Source organism: Streptomyces typhae (genome assembly GCF_009755605.1).
In the GTDB taxonomy this organism is placed as follows: Bacteria; Actinomycetota; Actinomycetes; order Streptomycetales; family Streptomycetaceae; genus Streptomyces; species Streptomyces typhae.
Genome location: NZ_WPNZ01000006.1, coordinates 57,759 through 77,812 on the forward strand (window position 1 = coordinate 57,759; position 20,054 = coordinate 77,812).

General features: G+C 73.6%; 21 protein-coding genes and 1 riboswitch. Of the genes, 5 read left to right on the top strand and 16 right to left on the bottom strand.

The annotated features are described in order from the left end of the window. Position 1: 1 nt before the first annotated feature. From GPA10_RS12485 to GPA10_RS12495, 3 genes are all read right to left on the bottom strand, one after another. On the bottom strand, positions 2–1,438 hold the full coding sequence (locus GPA10_RS12485; RefSeq protein ID WP_157165597.1) for an FG-GAP-like repeat-containing protein: 1,437 nt from the start codon (positions 1,436–1,438) through the stop codon (positions 2–4). 143 nt (positions 1,439–1,581) lie between these two features. Next, entirely contained in the window at positions 1,582–2,298 is a 717-nt protein-coding gene (locus tag GPA10_RS44020; RefSeq protein ID WP_425505724.1) for a GtrA domain-containing protein, read from the bottom strand. 369 nt (positions 2,299–2,667) lie between these two features. Next, a complete protein-coding gene (locus GPA10_RS12495) occupies positions 2,668–3,864 on the bottom strand; it encodes a carboxylate-amine ligase (RefSeq protein WP_157165598.1) in 1,197 nt (398 codons plus the stop codon). Between the two features lie 377 nt (positions 3,865–4,241). Here GPA10_RS12495 and GPA10_RS12500 point away from each other — a divergent pair, with 377 nt between their 5' ends. The 3 genes from GPA10_RS12500 to GPA10_RS12510 all read left to right on the top strand — a co-directional run bounded on the left by GPA10_RS12500 (position 4,242) and on the right by GPA10_RS12510 (position 7,015). Beyond that, positions 4,242–4,649, top strand: coding sequence for a RidA family protein (locus GPA10_RS12500; RefSeq protein WP_157165775.1), 408 nt, complete (start codon positions 4,242–4,244; stop codon positions 4,647–4,649). A 102-nt stretch (positions 4,650–4,751) separates the two neighbouring features. Beyond that, complete coding sequence (locus GPA10_RS12505; RefSeq protein ID WP_157165599.1) at positions 4,752–5,939, top strand: glutamate--cysteine ligase 2; 1,188 nt, start codon at positions 4,752–4,754, stop codon at positions 5,937–5,939. 251 nt (positions 5,940–6,190) lie between these two features. After that, positions 6,191–7,015, top strand: a complete 825-nt coding sequence (locus GPA10_RS12510) for a peptidase associated/transthyretin-like domain-containing protein (protein ID WP_157165600.1) — start codon at positions 6,191–6,193, stop codon at positions 7,013–7,015. A gap of 143 nt (positions 7,016–7,158) precedes the next feature. Here the strand turns inward: GPA10_RS12510 and GPA10_RS12515 are convergent, their stop codons facing one another. Next, on the bottom strand, positions 7,159–8,001 hold the full coding sequence (locus tag GPA10_RS12515; protein ID WP_157165601.1) for a DUF1206 domain-containing protein: 843 nt from the start codon (positions 7,999–8,001) through the stop codon (positions 7,159–7,161). A 175-nt stretch (positions 8,002–8,176) separates the two neighbouring features. Between GPA10_RS12515 and GPA10_RS12520 the strand changes: the two genes are divergently transcribed. Together GPA10_RS12520 and GPA10_RS12525 are read left to right on the top strand one after the other, a co-directional pair. Next, positions 8,177–8,611, top strand: a complete 435-nt coding sequence (locus GPA10_RS12520; RefSeq protein WP_157165602.1) for an ATP-binding protein — start codon at positions 8,177–8,179, stop codon at positions 8,609–8,611. Between the two features lie 450 nt (positions 8,612–9,061). After that, on the top strand, positions 9,062–10,162 hold the full coding sequence (locus GPA10_RS12525) for a S1 family peptidase (protein ID WP_157165776.1): 1,101 nt from the start codon (positions 9,062–9,064) through the stop codon (positions 10,160–10,162). A gap of 51 nt (positions 10,163–10,213) precedes the next feature. Here GPA10_RS12525 and GPA10_RS12530 read toward each other — a convergent pair whose 3' ends face one another. The 12 genes from GPA10_RS12530 to GPA10_RS12585 all read right to left on the bottom strand — a co-directional run bounded on the left by GPA10_RS12530 (position 10,214) and on the right by GPA10_RS12585 (position 20,054). Beyond that, the gene (locus GPA10_RS12530) at positions 10,214–11,404 is read right to left on the bottom strand and encodes a serine hydrolase domain-containing protein (protein WP_343040722.1); all 1,191 of its coding nucleotides are present in this window, start codon (positions 11,402–11,404) and stop codon (positions 10,214–10,216) included. Beyond that, positions 11,401–12,333, bottom strand: coding sequence for a DUF6895 family protein (locus GPA10_RS12535; protein ID WP_157165603.1), 933 nt, complete (start codon positions 12,331–12,333; stop codon positions 11,401–11,403). The genes GPA10_RS12530 and GPA10_RS12535 overlap by 4 nt, the downstream gene beginning before the upstream one ends. Beyond that, a complete protein-coding gene (locus GPA10_RS12540) occupies positions 12,330–13,172 on the bottom strand; it encodes a hypothetical protein (RefSeq protein ID WP_343040723.1) in 843 nt (280 codons plus the stop codon). Before GPA10_RS12540 ends, GPA10_RS12535 begins: the two co-directional genes overlap by 4 nt. After that, on the bottom strand, positions 13,169–13,351 hold the full coding sequence (locus tag GPA10_RS12545) for a hypothetical protein (RefSeq protein WP_157165604.1): 183 nt from the start codon (positions 13,349–13,351) through the stop codon (positions 13,169–13,171). The genes GPA10_RS12540 and GPA10_RS12545 overlap by 4 nt, the downstream gene beginning before the upstream one ends. Before the next feature lie 140 nt (positions 13,352–13,491). Beyond that, positions 13,492–13,710 carry a hypothetical protein gene (locus GPA10_RS12550; RefSeq protein ID WP_157165605.1) on the bottom strand — a complete coding sequence of 73 codons (219 nt, stop codon included), beginning with the start codon at positions 13,708–13,710 and terminating at the stop codon, positions 13,492–13,494. A gap of 64 nt (positions 13,711–13,774) precedes the next feature. Continuing rightward, a complete protein-coding gene (locus GPA10_RS12555; protein ID WP_157165606.1) occupies positions 13,775–14,650 on the bottom strand; it encodes an energy-coupling factor ABC transporter ATP-binding protein in 876 nt (291 codons plus the stop codon). Further along, positions 14,647–15,396: a cobalt ECF transporter T component CbiQ gene (gene cbiQ, locus GPA10_RS12560; protein WP_343040724.1), complete on the bottom strand. Its 750-nt coding sequence runs from the start codon at positions 15,394–15,396 to the stop codon at positions 14,647–14,649. The genes GPA10_RS12555 and cbiQ overlap by 4 nt, the downstream gene beginning before the upstream one ends. 6 nt (positions 15,397–15,402) lie before the next feature. Continuing rightward, positions 15,403–15,780 carry an energy-coupling factor ABC transporter substrate-binding protein gene (locus GPA10_RS12565; RefSeq protein ID WP_157165607.1) on the bottom strand — a complete coding sequence of 126 codons (378 nt, stop codon included), beginning with the start codon at positions 15,778–15,780 and terminating at the stop codon, positions 15,403–15,405. Beyond that, a complete protein-coding gene (locus tag GPA10_RS12570; RefSeq protein ID WP_246259052.1) occupies positions 15,780–16,562 on the bottom strand; it encodes an energy-coupling factor ABC transporter permease in 783 nt (260 codons plus the stop codon). The genes GPA10_RS12565 and GPA10_RS12570 overlap by 1 nt, the downstream gene beginning before the upstream one ends. 30 nt (positions 16,563–16,592) lie before the next feature. Beyond that, a riboswitch (cobalamin riboswitch) is annotated at positions 16,593–16,774 on the bottom strand. Positions 16,775–16,912: 138 nt separating this feature from the next. Beyond that, positions 16,913–17,587 carry a GntR family transcriptional regulator gene (locus GPA10_RS12575; protein ID WP_058847818.1) on the bottom strand — a complete coding sequence of 225 codons (675 nt, stop codon included), beginning with the start codon at positions 17,585–17,587 and terminating at the stop codon, positions 16,913–16,915. Positions 17,588–17,649: 62 nt separating this feature from the next. After that, positions 17,650–19,053: an aldehyde dehydrogenase family protein gene (locus GPA10_RS12580; protein WP_343040725.1), complete on the bottom strand. Its 1,404-nt coding sequence runs from the start codon at positions 19,051–19,053 to the stop codon at positions 17,650–17,652. Next, positions 19,050–20,054 carry a proline racemase family protein gene (locus GPA10_RS12585; RefSeq protein WP_157165608.1) on the bottom strand — a complete coding sequence of 335 codons (1,005 nt, stop codon included), beginning with the start codon at positions 20,052–20,054 and terminating at the stop codon, positions 19,050–19,052. The genes GPA10_RS12580 and GPA10_RS12585 overlap by 4 nt, the downstream gene beginning before the upstream one ends.

Genomic DNA, 20,054 nt, shown 5'->3' on the forward strand with positions numbered 1-20,054 from the left:
GTCAGCGGGCCAGCACGCCGAACTCGTTGCCGGGGGTGACCTGCGGGTCGACCGGTGCCTTCACGACTCGGGTGGGCGAGGACCCGGCGACCTTGCCGCTCTTCGTGCCGACCGACCAGACCTCCGGCGTGGTCGAGCGGACCGGGATGGTGATCTCGGGCTGCTTGTCCTTGTTCAGGTCGGTGGTCTTGAGCTGCGTGGGGATGCGGTATGTGCCGGTGGGGCGGGGCAGGCCGGGGGCGTTGTAGGCGTAGAAGGTGGAGCCGGTGCCGGTGACGCCGCGGGATGAGCCCTTGAGCACGTAGAGGCCGCCGCCGGTGATGTAGCAGTGCTCGCAGGTGGACTTGCGCTCGCCGGGGGCGCCGACGACCAGGTCGGCGTAGCCGTCCCGGTTGAGGTCGGCCGCGGCGACGGCGGCACCGAAGCGGTCGCCCTTCTGCACGCCGCCCGGGACGCCGGGGGTGTCCTCGGTGAACATCCGCATGCTGCGGTTCTCGTCCACGCCGTTGGACGAGCCGTAGTTGATCCGCACCACGCCCGCGCCGGTCTCGGTGTCCAGCGTGGACGCCGCGTCGCCCACCGCGACGTCGCCGTAGCCGTCCTTGTCGAAGTCCGCGACCGTCACGCTGTTGCCGCCCCGGATGGTGACCGGGGTCAGGCGAAGGCCGGACGCCCCGCCGAGGAGCACCCGGCCCCGCATGCGCTCCTCGCCGAGGACGACCAGGTCGTCGATGGACCCCTTGTTGACGCGGCCCACCGCGATCCGGTCCTGCGCCCCCTCGCCGTAGACGGGGTAGTTGCGGCCGGTGTCCACCTCCTGTGTCGAGACGGGCGTGCCGTCCGCCTTGAAGGGGCCCTTGAAGAGGCGGAGCACGGTGCCGTAGCCGACGACCAGGTCGGTCTTCCCGTCGCCAGTGAAGTCACCGGCCTTCAGGACCGAGCCGAAGCCGGGCCAGTCGTAGGGGTCGGCCACCGAGGTGCCGCCCTTGAGGCCGGTACGGCTGCCCCAGAGCAGGCTGACCTGTTCCCGCCCGCCCACGGCGAGGTCCGCGTACCCGTCCGCGTTGTAGTCGCCGCTGGCGAGGACCTTCCCGAACCGGCCGCCCTGGACCGCCTCGCCCCCCACGCCGGGGCTGTTCTGGCTGAGGGCCTTCAGGCCGGTCTTCTGCGCGCCGTTCTTGCCGCCGTAGGAGACGGTGACGTAGCCCGCGCCGGTGAGCGTCGTGGTGGCCCCGTCCGTCCCGGTGACCTTCACCCCGGCGTCCGGGGAGCCGATGGCCAGGTCGTGGTAGCCGTCGCCGTTGAAGTCGTCGGCGTACCGGGTGGGCGCGGGGCCCGCGGCGGCCTCGGCCTGGCTGCCGGTGGAGACCAGCAGGCCTCCGGTGAGCGTGGTGGCCGCCGCGGCGATCGCGATGGCGTGACGGATGTGGCGTCGCACGTCCGCTTCCCCCTAGGAATCGGTGATTCGATCAGAAAGACGCCTCCAAGACCTCCGACGTACTGGAACGGTTGTACGGATATTTGCGCCGCTTCACACCTGACCGTCTCGGCGCCCACGTGGATCACCGAGATGGTGCGCCGTCAGCCTGCGAGCGCCGCGTACGTCCCCGGCTTCCAGCCGTACGACCGCCCCTTGACCCGGCCCGAGCCCGAGCCGGACCTGCGCGCGGCGCCCTGGCCGGTCTCCCAGGCGTAGGACCACTTCACGCCCTGCTCCGTCACGTCGAAGGTGACCTCCACGGTGACGCCGGAGTGCACCGCCTTGCCGAGGCGGGGCGCCGGTGCGCCGAGGGCCAGCCTCCGCCGGTCGCCGGAGAAGACGAAGAGGCGCAGGACCACGAAGCGGGCCACCCCGGCGAGTGCCGACGCGGAGAGGTAGACGATCTGCTCGTACACCGCGCCGGGCGCGCTCTGCACCGCGTGCAGGGCGATCATCGCGGCGGTCGTGACCACGTAGGCGGCCGCTGCCGTGCCCGCGGACTGGAGGTGGCCGCGCAGCCCGCACCGGCCGCCCTTGCCGAAGGTGAAGCGCGCGTGCAGTTCGGAGGCGAGGATCGTCGACACGACCGTGATCACCGCGTTCGCCGCCGCCCACGGCATCCAGTCCGCGAGCAGCACCACCGCGAAGCTGGACGCGAGGCCGATGCCGCCGCCGCAGAACACGAAGCGCGCGAACGCGGTGAGCGGCCCCGGCGGGTTCCCGGCGGCAGGCCTGGCGGGCGCGGCCCCGAACTCCGCGGGGGCCGGGACGGCCGAGCCCCACGCCAGGTCACGGGAGGGTCGTGCGTGACGTTCCATCGGGGCTCCTCTTCCCTCCCGTTCGGCGAGCCGGGTGCGACCGATCCGAACAGTGTGCGTCTTCTTGGAACACCGTACGGAATCCGCACAGCGTGCGCAAGTCGGCCAGCGTACGGCTGCTGCGTACGGTGTTCGTGCGTCCAGTGGGGCGAAGGAAGAGGGCCAGGGGCCGCCTGGCGCCGCTTCTGCGACTGCGGTGGGCGGTGGGCGTCCAACATCGGGCGTCGGGCGTGCCGCGTCCGGCATCGGGTGCCCGCCGTAACGCGTCCGGCATCGAGCGCCCGCCATGCCGCGTTCCCCGTCGGGCGTACCGCGTGCCGCGTCCCGCGCCCTCTGTCCCGCGCGCCCCGCACCCCGCGCCCCTCAGGCTCAGCCGGGGCTCGTCACCGAGACCACGTAGTCGACGACGTCGTGGAGGCTGGAGCGGCGCCGGAACGCGGCGCGCTGACGTTCGGCCCCGTTCCCCTCGGCACGCAGACGCGCCCACTGCTCCCGCGTCAGATCGAGGTCCCCGTGGCGGCGCAGCGCCGGGGCGACCCGGGCCAGGAGCCGCTCCACCAGTTCGGTCTGGGGCACCAGGCCACCGGTGACCGGGTCGATGCCGTCGCCGGTCAGGCCGTCGCGGGCCGCGCGCCAACAGGCGGCGCGCAGCATCTCGGGGGCCGGGCGCGGTGCGGGTTCGCCGGTCCGCACCGCGTGCAGGGCCGCGGTGGTCAGGGCGCGGACGAGGGCCGCGAGCAGGACGGTGTCCCCGGCGGTGAGGGCCGCGTCGGCGACGCGCACCTCCAGGGTGGGGACGTGGTGGGAGGGGCGGATGTCCCAGTACAGGCCGGAGCGGTCCATGACCGCCCCGGCCTCGACAAGACCGTGCACGAGTTCGTCGAAGTGGGCGGGCGACTCGAAGTAGGGCGGCGGACCGGCCACCGGCCACCGCCCCCAGCACGTGGCGCGCCAACTGTCGTACCCCGTGTCCTGCCCCGCCCAGTACGGCGAGTTCGCGGCGAGCGCGGTCAGCGTCGGCAGCCAGGGTCGCAGATGGTTGCTCACCTGCACCGCGTCCCGGGGGTCGGGGAGGCCGACGTGGATGTGGCAGGCGCAGGTGCTCTGCTCGTCGTCCAGGGCGCGGAAGGTGGCGACGCTGCGTGCGTAGCGCGGGCCCGGCGTGACCGGGAGCGGCGACGCCTGGCCGAATACAGGCGTCCCGGAGGAGGCGACGCGCAGGCCGTGGCGGGCGGCCGCGCGCACGAGGGCCGCCCGCGAAGCGCGGATCTGCTCGCCCGCCGCCGCCAGGCCGGTGTGCGGATCGGTCCGCAACTCCACCTGATAGCGGGTCAGTTCGGTGCCGACCCGGCCGCCGAGTTCACCGGCGACGCTGCGCGCCACCTCCGGTCCCCGCGGGCTCACGGCCCTGGACACGGGGTCGACCAGGAGGAGTTCCTCCTCGATGCCCACGGTGAGCGGGGCACGACCGCGCGCCGGGTCGGAGCTTCTGCTCGATGGTGCGGTGCCGCCGGCGGGGGCGAGGAGGTGGTTCGACGATGCCTCGTCAGGAGGTGGGGATGCCATGGTGATTGCATGGTCGCAGACAGTGGTCGTTCAGGTAGGGGCTGAACCGCGCCAGAGGCGGTGGCGATTCCGCGCAGGGGGCCACCGGACCTCGTGGGGGCGTGGCGGTTCCGGACGCGGGCGCGGCGGTTCCGGACGCGGGCGCGGCGGTTTCGGACGCGGGCATGGCCGTTGCCGTGCCCGCCGCCGTCGCCGTCGCCGTCGCCGTCGAAGGCATGGCGGTTCCGGACGCAGACATGACGGCTCGTCCGCGGGCGTCGGAATGGATCATGACGTGGCCGGGTTGCAGGGAGCGGGGAGCCGGACCCGGCGCCCCGGACACGCCGTCCCGGGCAGGACCGGCACGGCGGCCGACCTCCACGGAAAGGGCCCCGGCCATGACGCGCGACGGGCGTACGATCACCAACCCCGAAACCCTGCACGACCCCACGCCGTTCGGCTACAGCCATGCCGTCTCGGCCCCCGGGGAACTCGTCTTCATCGGCGGCCAGTACGCTTCGGACGCCACCGGCGCCCCGGTGCCTGGCGACTTCGCCGCGCAGGTCGACCTGGCCTTCGACCGGCTCGGGGCCGCCCTGGCGGCGGTGGGCCTCGGCTTCGAGCACGTGGTCCGGCTCGGCACGTACATCGTGGCGCACGACGTCGACAAGCTGGCGGTCCTCGGCAAGGCCCTGCACGCCCGCTTCGGCGACCGGCTGCCGGCGCAGACCCTGAGCGGCGTGGCGTCCCTCGCCCTGCCGGGGATGCTCTTCGAGGTCGACGCGGTCGCCGTGCGCCCTGCCTGACCCGCATGTGCTGCCGGAATGCCTACGCCACGTGGGGTACACGTGCACCTGGGCGGATGCCCGAACCGGCCGAAGAGGCAGGGTGAAGAGAGGCGGTGGCGGATGCGTACCGTGGGAGTGGAAGAGGAACTCCTCCTGTTCGACCGGCAGAGCGGGGAGCCGCGGGCCCTCTCCTCCGCGGTCATCGCCCGCGCGGCCAAGGACAGCGCGGAGGACGCCGCAGCGGGAACAGCGAGCAGCGGAGCCGACGGCGGGGAAGTCCCCGGGACGGACGGCCGCCCCGGCCGGTCCACGGACTACCGCGACCCCGAGGACGAGGCCTTCGAGAAGGAGCTGCACCGGCAGCAGATCGAGTTCGCGACCCAGCCGCACACCGACATGGGCGACCTCGCGGACGAGATCCGGCGGTGGCGTGCCGACGCCGCCCGGCACGCCGACGACGTGGGCGGCGCCGTCGCCGCTCTCGCCACCTCCCCCCTGCCGGCGAGTCCGGCGGTGAACGTGGGGCCGCGCTTCGCGTGGATGGAGCAGCAGTTCGGCCTCACCACCCGGGAGCAGCTCACGTGCGGCTGCCATGTGCACGTGGCGGTCGAGTCACGGGAGGAGGGTGTGGCGGTCGTCGACCGGATCCGTTCCTGGCTCGCGGTCCTGGTCGCGCTCAGTTGCAACTCGCCCTTCTGGCAGGGCAGGGACAGCAAGTACGCCAGTTACCGCAGCAGGGTGTGGGGGCGCTGGCCCATGGCGGGCCCCGCGGAGATCTTCGGCTCCGCGGAGCGCTACGACGAGCAGGTGGAGACGATGATCGCCACCGGCGTCCTGCGGGACGAGGGCATGGTGTACTTCGACGCCCGCCTCTCCCACCGCTACCCCACCGTGGAGATCCGTGTCGCGGACGTCTGCCTGGAGGCCGGCACCACCGTCCTCGTCGCCGCGCTCGCGCGGGCGTTGGTGGACACGGCCGTAGCGGAGTGGCGCGCGGGGACGCCGCCGCTCGGGCACGGCGTCAGTGTGCTGCGGCTCGCGGCGTGGCGTGCCGCGCGCTCCGGCCTGGAGGGCCCCCTGCTGCACCCGGTGACGATGCGGCCCGCCCCCGCGGAGGAGGTGGTGGCGGCGCTGCTCGACCACGCCCAGGGCGCCCTCGACGCGAACGGCGACCTCGGGATGGCGCGCAAGTCCGCGGCGGGCCTGTTCGAGCACGGCACGGGCGCCCGTGTGCAGCGTGACCTGCTCGACCGGACGGGCAGCCTCGGCGCGGTCGTCACGGAGTGCGTGCGGCGCACGCAGGCGTGAACCTGTCCTGAGGGCGACAGGGCGTCGAACGTACGCCGTACGGGACATGCACACTCGGCGCCCGCTACAACCACGCCCGGTGCTCCGCGAGTCGAATCCTGCGCCGGTACCTCCGGCAGGCAGCACCGGTACCTCCGGCGGGTGCACCCGCGCCACCAGGAGGAGGAGTCCCCGGCACCAAGGGGGCTCCTCCGCGCCCCCGGCGGGACCGGTACCGACTTCACCGCGATCTCGACGGAGTCCACGTGCACATGCGTCCGCCCTCACCGGTTGCGCGACTGGCCGCGACCGCCGCCCTCGCCCTCGCCACCCTCGCCTTCGGCCTGGCACCCGCCCACGGCGCGGACACCGCGTCCGTGCCCGGCGGCCCGCCCGAGCGCGCGTACACGGTGTCCGTCACCACCGACACCTCGTCGACCGACTTCGGCCGCCGCACGGTGGACGTCACCGGCTCCGTGACCCGTGCCGACGGCACCCCCGTGGCCGACGCGCCGGTGAAGCTCGGCAAGTCCGTCCTGTTCAACACCTGGAATCCGTGGGGCGACCCCATCGACCCGACCGAGCGTGAGTTCCTGAAGCTCGGCACCGTACGCACGGACGCCGAGGGGCGGTTCTCGCTTCCCGACGTGACGGCGGACCGCTGGGAGACCACGGACAGCGTGCATCTGTTCCCGCGCCATCAGGTGGAGTTCCAGGCCTCGTACGACCCGGGCCCGCCCGACGACAACGAGATCTACTTCGGTGACACCACGGTGCACGCCCAGGCCGTGCCGAGCACCATCACCTACAAGGTCAACCGCACCAAGGTCCGCGCCGGTGACACCCTCGTCGTCACCGGGAAGGTCACCTGGCCCACCGGGCACGGCCCGGTCGCGGGCACACGGGTCCTGCTGCGCACCTACTACGAGTCCGCCTACGACGCGAAGACCACCACGGACGCACGGGGCAACTTCACCGTCCGCGCCAAGATCCGCGGGTACGACCACGAGTTCGTGGTCTTCTCCGCTCCCCGGGACTACTACGTGGCGGGCGCGAGCGCGGACCTGCCCGTCAAGAACGTCACTCCCCGGCCGTAACCGGTACGTCACTCCCTGACGCACACCGGTACGTCACCCGCTGACGGACACCGGTACGTCACCCGCTGAACGGAACGCCGGCCGTCGGGCCCATGCACCCGTCGGCCGGCCACCCTCCCCCGCGACGCCCCGCGTCACGGCGCTCACACCTTGCGCCACCGCGCACACGCCCATGAGTAGAAGCCGAACGCCACGAGCGCGAGGGCCATCGCGACGAGCAGCCAGGGCCCCGCGGGTGTCTCGCGGAAGGAGCGCAGGACGTCGTCCATGCCCTTGGCCTCGCCGGGCTCGTGCCGTACGGCGGCCACGATGACGAACACACCCACGGCGGCGAAGAGACAGCCGCGGCCGCTGCCGCCCGTCACGCCGAGGACGTCCACGGTCCTGCGCACCGGCACGGACATCTCGCTCATCCGCAGGCGCTTGTGGTACTTGCGCAGCATGGCGCGCACGGCGATCACGCCGCCGGTCACCACCACGGCGGCGCCCGCCGCACCGACGATCCACTGCCCGGCGGGCCAGCCGAGCGCGGTCGCCGTGACGTCGTCGCTCTGCCGGTCGGTGGAGCCGCTGCCGCTGCCCTTGTCACCGGCGACATAGGCGAGGACCGAGTAGCTGACCACGCAGTAGAAGACGAACCGGGCGGCGGACGAGAGCCGCTTGCCCGCCTTGCGCCCGTCCGGTCCCGCCTGGCCGAACAGCGCCTCCGAGAGCCGCCACAGCGCCATGCCCGCGAGCGCGAGCCCGAGGAGCCACAGCAGGACGTTCCCGAACGGCTTGTCCGCAAGCTCCGTCAGAGCGCCGCCGCGGTCGGCCTGCTTGCCGCCGTCGTCGGAGAACGCGACACGCAGAGCGATGATCCCGACCAGCACGTACAGCACCCCGCGTGCCACGAATCCCGCCCGTGCCGCCGTCTCGATCGCGGGCCCTCTGGCCACTCTCCGCGCCTGCTTGGTCCCGCTGCGTACCGCACCGTCGAATCCCATGTGTCGGCGGATGCCCCCCTTCGGCCGCTGGATGCGCGCGGTATTCGGAAGCGCCGCTTCCGTCTCCGCCCCGACCTGCTCGTTCGGAACCGGCCCGTTGGAGCACGTCCGCGCGGGGTAGTCGGACGGCAGGCAGCCGCACGAACAGCAGCCGCACGAACAAGTGAGGGTGGTCATGTCGGAAGCATCGGTACGGGCCGTCGGCTGGGCCCAGTCCTTCCCCGTTGCCCGCGGGGTCAGGGCGGGACGGGAATGGGCGCGCGCCCACATGGATTCCCTGGGGTGGACGCACACGGACCCCGACGCGGTCGACTCCGTCGTCCTCGCGGTCTCCGAACTCGTCACCAACGCCCACCACCACGCCCGCACCGGCGCGCAGGTGGTGCTGACCTGGGACGGGCAGGCGCTGCACCTGAGCGTCCACGACTCGGGGCCCGGCGCGCCGGAGCCGCGCAAGGCGGACGAGGGCAGCCTCGGCGGCCGGGGTCTCGCCATCGTCGACGCCCTCGCGGACACGTGGAGCATCCACCCCACGGCGGACGGCAAGACCATCACGGCCTGCTTCAGGCTGCCGGGAGGGTCCAGTTGCCAGAAGAAGGACGACTCCTGAGGGCGGCCCGCCCCGGCCTCCCGGACCGCCCTGCCCGACCCGAACCGACCCGGCCTCCCGGGTCTACCCAGCCGCCTCGGCCGTCTCGCCGTCTCGTCGACCTGGGCCCGCTGCGTCCAACGGTCCTACGGCAGACACCGTAGGCCGCCTCCTCATGACGGGCCGTGCCGTCGATCGCCCGGTCGACCACCGAGTCGACCACCGATAGGGCCGACCGCCACGTCGTCCTCGACGGCGCCCGCCACGTCGTCCGCCCCGGCAACCGCGGGGCCAGGTATGGACTTGCCCGCAGGGTCTCTCTACGCTCTGCCGCACATCGATGAGAGCGCTCTCAGCAACTCTGGTCCACCCCATTCCTGTTGGCACGACGAGAGGTCCCCCACCGTGAGACGCACAGCCACTGCGAAACGCACGACTGGAGCACGCCTCGGCCTGTCCGCCCTGCTGCTCATGGCCACCTGCGCCGGCACCGCGCTCGTCCCCACCACTGCCGCCGCCGACCAGACGTCCCGACCGCCCGCCTCCCCGTCGCTGCTCGACGCCATGCAGCGCGACCTCGGGCTCACCCCCGCCGCCGCCCGCGAGCGGCTCGCCGACGAACAGCGGGCCGCGAGGACCGAGCGCGCGGCCCGCGCGGCCGCGGGTGCCGCGTACGGCGGCTCCTGGTTCGACGCCGAACGGGGCAGGCTCACCGTGGCCGTCACCGGACGGGAGGCCGCCGCGGAGGTGCGCGCGACCGGCGCCGCGGTGCGGCTGGTCGCGCGCGGCGCCGCGGAGCTCGACGCGGCGAAGGCACGCGTCGACAAGCTCGACGCACCCGCGGGGGTGGCGAGTTGGCGCGTCGACCCCGAGACGAACGGCGTCGTGGTGAGCGTGGTCGCCCGACACCGGACCGACAACGATGTCAGCACCTTCCTGGAGCGGGCCCGGGCGGTGGCCCCCGTCCGCGTGGCGACCGTCCCCGAAGGCCCCCGCACCTTCGCCGCCGGGACCGTGGGCGGCGACCCGTACTACACCGGCAACGTCCGCTGTTCCATCGGCTTCTCGGTGCACGGCGGCTTCGTGACGGCCGGGCACTGCGGGCGTGCGGGCGCGTCCGTGCGCGGCTGGGACGGCTCCGCCATGGGGACGTTCCAGGGCTCGTCGTTCCCCGGTGACGACTACGCGTACGTGTCCATCGGGCACGGCTGGTGGACCGTGCCCGTCGTCCTCGGCTGGGGCACCGTCCCGGACCAGTTGGTGCGCGGCTCGGCGGAGGCACCGGTCGGGTCCTCGATCTGCCGGTCCGGCTCGACCACCAAGTGGCACTGCGGCCGGGTGCTCGCCAAGAACGAGACCGTGAACTATTCGGACGGCACCGTGGTGCACCAGTTGACCAAGACCAGCGTGTGCGCCGAGGGCGGCGACTCGGGCGGCTCGTTCCTCAGCGGCGACCAGGCCCAGGGCGTCACGTCCGGCGGCTGGGGCAACTGCGGCAGCGGTGGCGAGACGTGGTACCAGCCGGTGAACGAGATCCTGAACCGGTACGGGTTGAGGCTGCACACCGCCTGATCCGGCCGGGCCCCGGCGGCCTCCGGTCCGGGGAGGCCGCCGGCGCGTGCGTCACGTCCGGCGCGCGGCAGGCTGGGCGAGTGCCCACAGTTCCAGGTAGGCGCGCTGGATGAAGGCGCCGTTGAGCGTGGGGCTCGTGTTGGCCAGGGCGGTCAGTGCCACGTCCCGCTGCGGGCTGAAGCCCGCGAACGTGGTGAAGCCCCTGGTGCCGCCGGAGTGGTGGAAGAGGTCGCGGTCATGTCTGGAACGGATGTTCCAGACCAGGGCGATGCGGTGGTGCGTGCGGGGCAGGGCGATCCGCGGGACGGTGACGTCGGCGAGTGCCGTGCGCAGCGTCCGGGGGACGTCGGCGGGCACCGCGTCGGGGTCGAGGAGGGCGTCCAGGGTGGTGAGCAGGTCACGGGCGCTGGAGCGGCCCGCTCCCGCGCCGGGCAGCCCGGGGATCTCCCAGGCGGGGCGTACCCTGCCGTGCCAGTAGCCGGTGGCTTGCGGCGGGTTCGCGGCGCAGTTGGTGCGGGTCAGGCCGAGCGGGTCGAGGACGCGGGCCGCGAGCAGCGGGGCGTAGGCGCCGTCACCCGGGCCGTGGGCGGCGCGGGCCAGCAGGTCCCCCAGCAGGGCGACGCCGAAGTTGGAGTAGCGCACGCGGGTGCCGGGGGCGGCTCGGGGCCGGGTGCGGGCCAGGGCGCGGTGGAACGCGTCGGCGGAGTAGGCCGCGTACGGATTGCTGTACCAGGCGGGCGCGCCGCTGCGCACCAGGCCGGGCGGCAGGCGCGGCAGGCCCGAGGTGTGCGTGGCCAGGTGGAGGAGGGTGATGGGGGCGCCGCGCACCGGCGGGGCCGCCGCGCGGGGCAGGAAGCGGGTGACCGGGTCGTCGTACGCCACTTCGCCGCGGGCGACCATCTCGGCGAGGAGCAGCGCGGTGAACGTCTTGGTGAGGGAGCCGATCTCGAAGCGCGTGTCGGGGTCGGCGGGCGTGCCGCCGCGCAGGGCCGTGCCGCCGGTGGCGAGCAGCGCGCGCCGGGGTCCGCGTCGGACGGCGACGGCCACCGCGCTCGCGCCGGGTGCGGCGGTGCGCAGGGCGGCGAGCAGGTCGTGGGCCCAGGCGGGATTCCCGGGGTCCCCCGGGCCGCAGCCCTCGGGCTCGCCGCCCTCGGGGACAGGACCGGCAGGGACGGGGCACCCGGGTCCGGAACACTCGGGTCCGGGGCCCTCGGAGCCGGGTCGCCCGCCGTCCCGGCTCACAGCCGCTGCCCCGTCCCGCCGAGCGTGCGGGACACCGCGAGGGTGCCCGCGACCGCGGCGACGACGGCGGTGTGCTGATGGTCGGCGAAGCGCTGGTCGGGGTCGTCGGCGACCGGGTCGCCGTCGCGCGGGACCAGACCGTCCGGGTGCTGGGCCGCGGCCAGGCGATCCCAGTCGGCCGCCGCGCAGTGGGGCTCCGGCAGGCAGCAGCCGACGATCATCAGCTCGGCGACCAGGTCCCACTGCTCGATCTCGGCCCAGATGTCGATCCACACCGGCAGCCAGGTGCTCACGTAGTCGGCGAGCTCCTCCGGCAGGCCGGTGGGGCGGGCGCCCCAGTCGGTGAGGTGGAAGACCGTGTGGGTGACGCAGTAGCCGGTCATCCAGTCGATGAGCCAGGGCTCGGGGGTCGCCGCGAGCCATGTGGCCCGGGTCAGCGCCGCCCAGTCGTAGACGCGTCCGTCCTGGTCGAGGCCCACGACGCGGGCGGCGTTGGCGACGGCGAGGCGCCGGTTGGGCAGCATCTCGGCGCCCCGGACGGAACGCAGTGCGCTGGTGTGGGCCAGCAGTCCGTCGAGGGCCGCGTGTCGCAGGCCGCTCCGCGCGAACGGGACGTATGTCTCCAGCGGGTCGGTCATCAGCGAGAACCGCAGTTGGCGCTCGTACAGCATGTCGCCGGCACGGAACTGGCTCCAGCAGAAGTCCAGCAGCTCGCGGGCCAGGCGCAGCTCCGTGCCGCCCGCGACCGACTCCCGCAGCACGAGCGAGGCGGCGAGGGCGCTCTCGCCCAGGGGTTTGTAGACGCCGTTGGGGTCACCGAGCTCGGCGGTCGCGTCGGCGGGCAGGCCGCCTCGCTCGCGGTGGGCGTGCAGCCAGGCGAGGGCCTGCGCGCTCACGTCGTGTGCGGTGCGTGTCACGGACGCCGTCATACGTCCTCCACTCCGAGCAGCCGCCGGGCGATCGCCACGTCGAGGGCGAGGCGCGGGCCACCGCCGTGCAGGCGGAGGTGTTCGACCAGGGGCGCGGGGTCGAGCGGCAGCGGCTCGCCCTCGGCGGCCAGCAGGGCGAGCCAGCGCGCGACGCGTGCGGCGGTGGGGAAGTCACGGCGCAGGACGGCGCGGGTGGCGCCGCGTGCGAGGGCCTGCGGGGCGGCGCGGGCCATGGCGTGCACGGGGCTTTCGAGTCCGGGCAGGGCGAGCGGGGAGAGCTGCCCCATGCGCGTGGACCAGGTCTGCCAGGTGGTTTCGGCCGGGTCGCTGCCTGCTTCCGCCAGCTGCGGGGCCCCGGTGGGCCGGGGTGCGAGCGCGCCGGCGACGCCCGCGGTGACGGGACCGTTCCTCTCCGTGCCCTCCGCGGCGGCGGGGATTCCGTCGGCGTCCGTGCCGACGGGCATCGCGCCCGTGTCCGTACCGGCGAACCGGGCGAGCAGCGACGCCGTGCCCCAGTCACGCCAGGCGGCCAGCCACGGCTCGGCAGCCCCGGCCGGGGGCGGGGCGGGGGTGCTCACCGGGGGCGGGAACACCGCGAAGGACTGGGCGACGGCTGCCGCGTCCGCGGGGTGGAGGCCCTCGCCCGCCAAGAGACAGGGGGCGAAGACATCGGCGCCGACAATGCGGATCGCGGCCAGCGCCGCCTTGGGGTCGTCCGTACGTTCGACATGGTCGGCGACCATGGCGGTGCCCCCGGCGCCCTGGAGGGCGTCGAGGGCACGAAGAGCCAGGTCAGCCGCCGACGCGGCATATGCGGCCTGCGACCGATCGGGGCTCACTTGCCCTTCGGCTCCTTCGGCTGCTTCGGCGAGATGAGAGCCAGGAGGAGCAGGGCAGCTGAGGCTTCCGGCGCATATGTCGGCGCGTCGCTCAGCACCGCCTCGGGCTCCACCATGGCCGCATCGAGTGCCGAGGTGTCCGTCGGAGTGATCAGAAGCGGTGTGTGCTGAGTAAGCATCAGTGCCTCCTCATATTGACGTCGCCACTCTGTCCAGTGGCGCCCACCCTCGGACTAGTTTAGGGCAATTTATCCATATTGTCTGTTTAGTTGTGAACTTGTCGGAGTCGGCCGCCACGGGCGGCGGCCCGCGGACGGAGTCAGCCGTTGCGCGGATGCGCCTTAGCCGTCCGCTCGTTGCCCCGCCGGTAGTTGGCCGTCCAACGGGCCATCGCCAGTTGGGCGTCGCCCGACTCCGCCTGCGCGACGAACTCCGCGGCGCGGGCACCGCGGAGCGTCGCCGCCCTGCGGGAGCCGTGTGTGATCACGACGGTTCCGTCGGCGCGCTGCTCGTACGTGAATCCCTGAGGTCTCGGCATGCAGCGGATGGTAGGTCGCGGCCCTGGTCAGCGGCATCGGATTAACGCTCCGCGCACGTTCCGCTCACGCTCCGGGCACCGCCCGTGCGGCAAGGGCCGCCAGCTCGTCCGGGGTGCGCGGCTCCTCGTCCGCCCCCGTCAGCAGCCCCCGGGTCCGCAGCAGTTCCGCCACGGCGACCCCCCACGGGAGGCCGAGGCCCGCCTGGGCGAGGAGGTCGCGCCGGGCGAGGGTCGCCGCCACCGGCCCGGTGCGCACCCCCTCGGGAGTGAGCAGCGCGGCGTCGTCGGCCCAGCGCAGGGCGAGGTCCACGTCGTGGGTCGCCATGAGGACGGTCGTGCCGGTGTCCCGCAGTCGGCCGAGGGTGGCGAGGAGCCGTTCCTGGCCGTCGGGGTCGAGCCCCGCGGTCGGCTCGTCGAGGATCAGCACACGGGGCCGCATGGCCACGGCCCCGGCGATGGCGGTCCGCTTGCGCTGGCCGTAGGAGAGCAGATGGGTGGGGCGGTCGGCCAGGTCGGCGATGTCGAGTGCGGCCAGCGCCTCCGCGACGCGGGAGCGGACATCGCCGTCGGGCAGCCCGAGGTTCAGCGGCCCGAAGGACACGTCCTGTGCGACGGAGGCGGCGAACAGCTGGTCGTCCGGGTCCTGCACGACCAGCTGCACCGTGGTGCGCAGCCGCGTCAGGCCCTTGCGGTCGTAGGTGACGGGGACGCCCTCGACGCCGAGGGTGCCGGTGCGGGGGCGCAGGCCGCCGCTGAGCAGCCGCATCAGCGTCGTCTTGCCGCTGCCGTTGCGGCCGAGCAGGGCGACGGCACGCCCCTCGACGACGTCGAAGTCCAGGCCGCTGAGCACGGTGGGCCCGTCCTCGTACGCGTAGGACGCGCCGCGCAGCGCGACCAGGGGTGCGGCCGCCCCGTACGGAGCGGCGCTCGGCTCGCTCATGGCAGAAACCTTTCCAGTACGAGAGTGAGGGCGACCAGGCCGGTGAGGAGCGTCGCGCTCGCCGCCACGAAGCCCCGCGAGACGCGGACATCGGGCACGAGCACACGCAGCGTCCCGTCGTAGCCGCGCCCGGCCAGCCCCGCCTGGAGCCGGCCCGCCCGGTCGAAGGCCCGCACGAACGCGGTGGCGCCGAGCCCGGCGAGGGAACGCCAGGCCGCCGCCCGGGTGGTGTGTCCGAGCCGGGCCGCCTGGGCCTGCCGGATGCGGCTCATGGAGTCCAGGAGCAGGAAACTCATCCGGTACGTCACCAGTGCCACGTCCACCACCGGTGCCGGCACACCCGCCTTCACCAGGCGGGGCAGCAGGTCCGACATCGGCGTGGTGAACGCGAGGAGCAGCACCCCGAGCGAGGCCGCCGACGTCCGCAGCAGCAGGCCGCCCGCGCGCGCGGGCCCCCCGTCGGCGAGGGTGACGAATCCGTCGGGGCCGCCGATCTGGACGAGCAGGGTCAGGGCACCGGTCACGCAGAACCCGAGCGGTACGCGGTAGGCCCGCCACAGTTGGCGGGCGCCCACCCCCGCCGGGCCGAGCAGCAGGACGAGCGCGGCAACCAGGACGAGGGCGGCGCCGGGCCAGGGCGGCAGGGAGATGGCGAGGACCGTGAGGCCGAGGCCCAGGACGGCCTTGTCCACGGGATGGCGGCGGCGCCAGCGACTGCTGTGCGCCGCCGCGTCGATGGGGAGCACTCCGGGTCAGACCTGTTCGGTCCGGGACCGGGTGTCCTTTGCCTCGCCGCCGCTTCGCGCCGCGTCGGCCTCCTGCGCCCGCGCGCGCTCGGCGCCCTGGCGGCGGCCCCTGCGCAGCCCGAAGTAGTACGCGAGCACACCCGCGCCGATGGCCGCCTGGAGGGCGAAGAGCGCGGACTCGACCTCGCCGGACGGCGGTTCGTACAGCGGCGTGAACCACGGCTCGTAGTCGGGCTCGATCTCCGTGATCGCCGTTTCCGCCTGGGCGTCGGCACCGGCGAACGGCTCGTCCTTGTGGTCGCCGAGGCCGAGGGCCAGGGGCAGCACCGCGAGGGCGACGACGATGACGACGAGGAGAATGTTGATCTTCGTGTTGCGGTTCATCAGGTGCTTGCCCCCGTCTCGGACGTCCGCGACGCCTCGCTCTTTGCCGGCTTGCCGGGCGCCCCGGCGTCCTCGGTCGCCTCGCTCTTCTCCGTACGCGTACCCGGCCGTGTGCCCTTGCTCTGCAGGAGCACGCCGAGCCGTGTCAGCTCGCCCTTGCTCGACTGCACCAGGAGGCGCATCACCAGGACGGTGAGCAGGCCCTCGCTGACGGCGAGGGGGATCTGCGTCACGGCGAAGATGCCGCCGAACTTGCCGAGGGCGCCGAGGAAACCGCTGCTCGGGTCGGGGAAGGCCAGGGCGAGCTGGACGCTGGTGACGCAGTACGTCGACAGGTCGGCGACGAAGGCGCCGAAGAACACGGCCACCATGAGCGGCACTTCGTACCGTTTGAGGAGTTTGTAGACGGCGTATCCGGCCCAGGGTCCGATGATCGCCATCGAGAAGACGTTGGCGCCCAGGGTGGTGAGCCCGCCGTGGGCGAGCAGCAGGGCCTGGAAGAGCAACGTGATGGTGCCGAGCACCGTCATGATCGGCGGCCGGAACAGGATGGCTCCGAGGCCCGTGCCCGTCGGGTGCGAGCAACTGCCCGTCACGGACGGGATCTTCAGGGCGGACAGGACGAACGTGAAGGCACCCGAGGCCCCCAGGAGCAGCGTGCTCTCCGGGTGTTCCTTGACCTCACGGGTGAGGGAGCGGACTCCGTGGACGACGAACGGCGCGGACGCTACGCCCCAGGCGATCGCGTGCGCCGGCGGGAGGAAACCCTCGGCTATGTGCATGGCTCAGCAGACCCTCTCCAGCACCTCGTGGATGGACAACGCGCCTTGGCCGGTCTCCTGGCTGACGGGTCGTACCGACCGGACTCCGCCTTCCCGGGCGCGTGCGCGCCCAGTGGCTGCCGTGAGGCTGGAGCCGGACTTCCCGATCACAGTGGCGAGGGCCGCACCGGCATCACACCGATTTCCCGTTCACCAAGGCGTGGTGACATTAGTGCGCGACAGAGAAGTCTGACAACTGGGGGCCGGTGGCAGTAGAGGTGCGGGCACGCGCGTGTCACCTTCGCGTACGCCCCTGGTCAAGCCGCGTCCGCCGGGTTCGGCGCCGCAGCACCCCGGCGCCTTCGGCACCTTCAGCGACCGGCCGCGTCCTTCGCCCACAGGGAGCGCACATGCCCCAGATGCCGCATCATGCACTTCTCGGCTCGCTTGGCCTCGCCCGCGATCATCAGATCGAGCAGTTCGAGGTGCTCCTCGGCGGAGGGGATCAGGCGGTTGCTCTCGTCCAGGGCCGTCAGACCGTACAGACGGGAGCGCTTGCGCAGGTCGCCGACGGTCTCGACGAGCCGGTCGTTGCCGCCGAGGGCGAGCAGCGAGAGGTGGAAGCGGCGGTCGGCCTCCAGATAGCCGATGAGGTCGTGCTCGCGGGCGGCCCGTACGATCTCCTCGGCTACGGGCCGCAGCGCCTGGAGGTCCTCGCGGGCGGCGCTGCGGGTGATCCGGCCGACCATCGGCACCTCGATCAGCATGCGGATCTCCGAGTACTGGTCGAGGTCGCGCTCGTCGACCTCGGTGACGCGGAAGCCCTTGTTGCGGACGGGCTCGACCAGGCCCTCGCGGGCGAGGTCGAGCATGGCCTCGCGCACGGGCGTCGCGGAGATGCCGAAGTCCTCGGCGAGGCCCGGCGCGGAGTAGACCTGCCCCGGCTGGAGTTCGCCGGAGATCAGCGCGGCGCGCAGGGCGTGTGCCACCTGGTCGCGCAGGCGCTCCCGGGTGGTGATGAGGTTGCGCTGCTTGAGGTGCCCCATGCCCGTGGTGTTCCCTTCGTCCCCCGCGCCACCGTGGCCGAGGGGATCACCAGCGTACAATGTCACGTTGCTTTCCCGGGCTCGTGCGCGGGGCCCAGGGTGTATGTGCGCCCCGAGGTGTAGAACTCCAGGGCCGCGCGGCCCTGTTCGCGCGGGCCGTGCCCTGATCCCTTGGTGCCGCCGAACGGCAGGTGGAAGTCGACGCCGGTGGAGGGCGCGTTGACGCGGATCATGCCGGTGTCGAGGTGGTCGAGGGCGCCGAGAGCCGTGTCGAGGGACGCCGTGTGGACCGAGGTGACCAGGCCGTGGGCGGCGGAGTTGGTGAGGCGGACGGCGTGGGTGAGGTCGTCGGCGGGCAGCAGGACGGCGAGCGGCCCGAAGACCTCCTCGCGCAGCAGCCGGTGGCCCGCCGGCACGTCGCTCACCAGGGCCGGTGCCGTGTACCAGCCGTCGCTGGCGGCCGTCGCCTGGCCGGTGGCGCCGGTGAGTTCGGTCAGGCCCGCGCGGGCCCCGAGGACGCGGTCGCGGGCGCGCTCGTCGATGAGCGGGCCGCAGACGGTGGCCGGGTCGGCCGGGTCCCCCACGCGCAGTGTCCGCAGCTGCGCGCCGAGGGCCTCGCGCAGGGGGCCGAGTGCGCCGCCGACGGCGATGACGCGGCTGGTCGCGGTGCACTTCTGGCCCGCGTAACCGGCGACCGCGGCGGCGATGTGCGCGGCGGCGGTGTCGATGTCCGCGTCGGGCAGCACGATCGCGGCGTTCAGGCCGCCCATCTCGGCCTGGACGGGGACGCCGCGCGCGGTGGCCGCGCGCACCACGGCCCGGCCGACCGGGGTGGAGCCGGTGAAGGACACGACGTCGGCGACGGACAGGAGGGCGTTGCCCTCGGTGGGGCCGCCGGGCAGGGCCGTGAACACCCCATCGGGCACGGCCCGGCGGACGATGTCCGCAAGGCGCCGCGCGCAGGCGGTGGCCTCGGGCGCAGGTTTGAGGACGACGGTGTTGCCCGCCGCCAGGGCGGGCGCCGCCTTCCAACTGGGGATGGCGAAGGGGAAGTTCCAGGGCGTGACGAGTCCGGCGACGCCGTGCGGGCGGCGCCGGGTGAACAGCAGCCCGGACCCGGCCGCCGGATCGTGGACGGCACCGGTCGGCTCGTAGGGCGCCTGCGCGTAGTACCGCCAGATCGCGACGGTACGGGCCACCTCGGCGCGGGCCTCCGTGACGGGTTTGCCCACTTCGCGCACGGCGAGGTCGGCGAGTTCGCCGGCGGCCGCCTCGACGGCGGCCGCGACGGCGGTGAGCGCCGCCGAGCGGGCCGCGGCGCCCTCGCGGTGCCAGCCGGGCTGCGCGTCGCGGGCGCGCTCCACGGTGTCGACGGCGGCGAACGCCCCCGGGGCGGGCACCTGGACGATCAGGTCGGCGGGGTCGGCCGGGTTGCGCGACTCCACCAGGGCCGGGGCGGCGGTCACAGGAGGAAACCTCCGGGGAAGGGGTCGTCGGGGTCGAGGAAGTACTGGGCGGTGCCGGTGATCCAGGCCCGGCCCGTGATGCGCGGTACGACGGCCGGGACCCCGGCGACCTCGGTCGCCCCGATCAGGCGGCCGGTGAACCGGGTGCCGATGAACGACTCGTTGACGAAGTCCTGGTGCAGGGGCAGTTCCCCGCGGGCGTGCAGCTGCGCCATCCGCGCGGAGGTGCCGGTGCCGCACGGGGACCGGTCGAACCAGCCGGGGTGGATCGCCATGGCGTGCCGTGAGTGCCGGGCGTCGGAGCCGGGGGCGGCGAGGTGGACGTGCTTGAGTCCGGCGATGTCGGACTGCGCGGGGTGGACCGGGCGCGCCGGGGACGCGTTGATCGCCTCCATGATCGCGAGCCCGGCGGCGAGCACGTCGTTCTTGCGGGCCCGGTCGAACGGCAGTCCCAGCTCCTCCAGTTGCACGAACGCGTAGAAGTTGCCGCCGAACGCCAGGTCGTAGGTGACGGTGCCGTATCCGGGCACCTCCACCTTGTGGTCGAGTCCCGCGGAGAAGGCGGGCACGTTGGTGAGGGTCGCCGCTTTCGCCGCGCCGTCCTCGACCTGCACGTCGACGGCGACGAGGCCCGCAGGCGTGTCGAGGCGGACGGTGGTGACCGGTTCGGTGACGGCGACCATGCCGGTCTCGACCAGGACGGTGGCCACGCCGAGGGTGCCGTGTCCGCACATCGGGAGCAGTCCTGAGACCTCGATGTACAGCACGCCGTAGTCGGCGTCGGGCCGGGTGGGCGGCTGGAGGACGGCACCGCTCATCGCGGCGTGCCCGCGCGGCTCGTACATGAGCAGGGTGCGCAGGTCGTCGCGGTGCTCGATGAAGTGCTGCCGGCGTTCGGCCATGGTGGCGCCGGGGAGCACCCCGACGCCGCCGGTGATGACGCGGGTGGGCATGCCCTCGGTGTGCGAGTCGACGGCGTGGTAGACGTGCCGGGTGCGCAT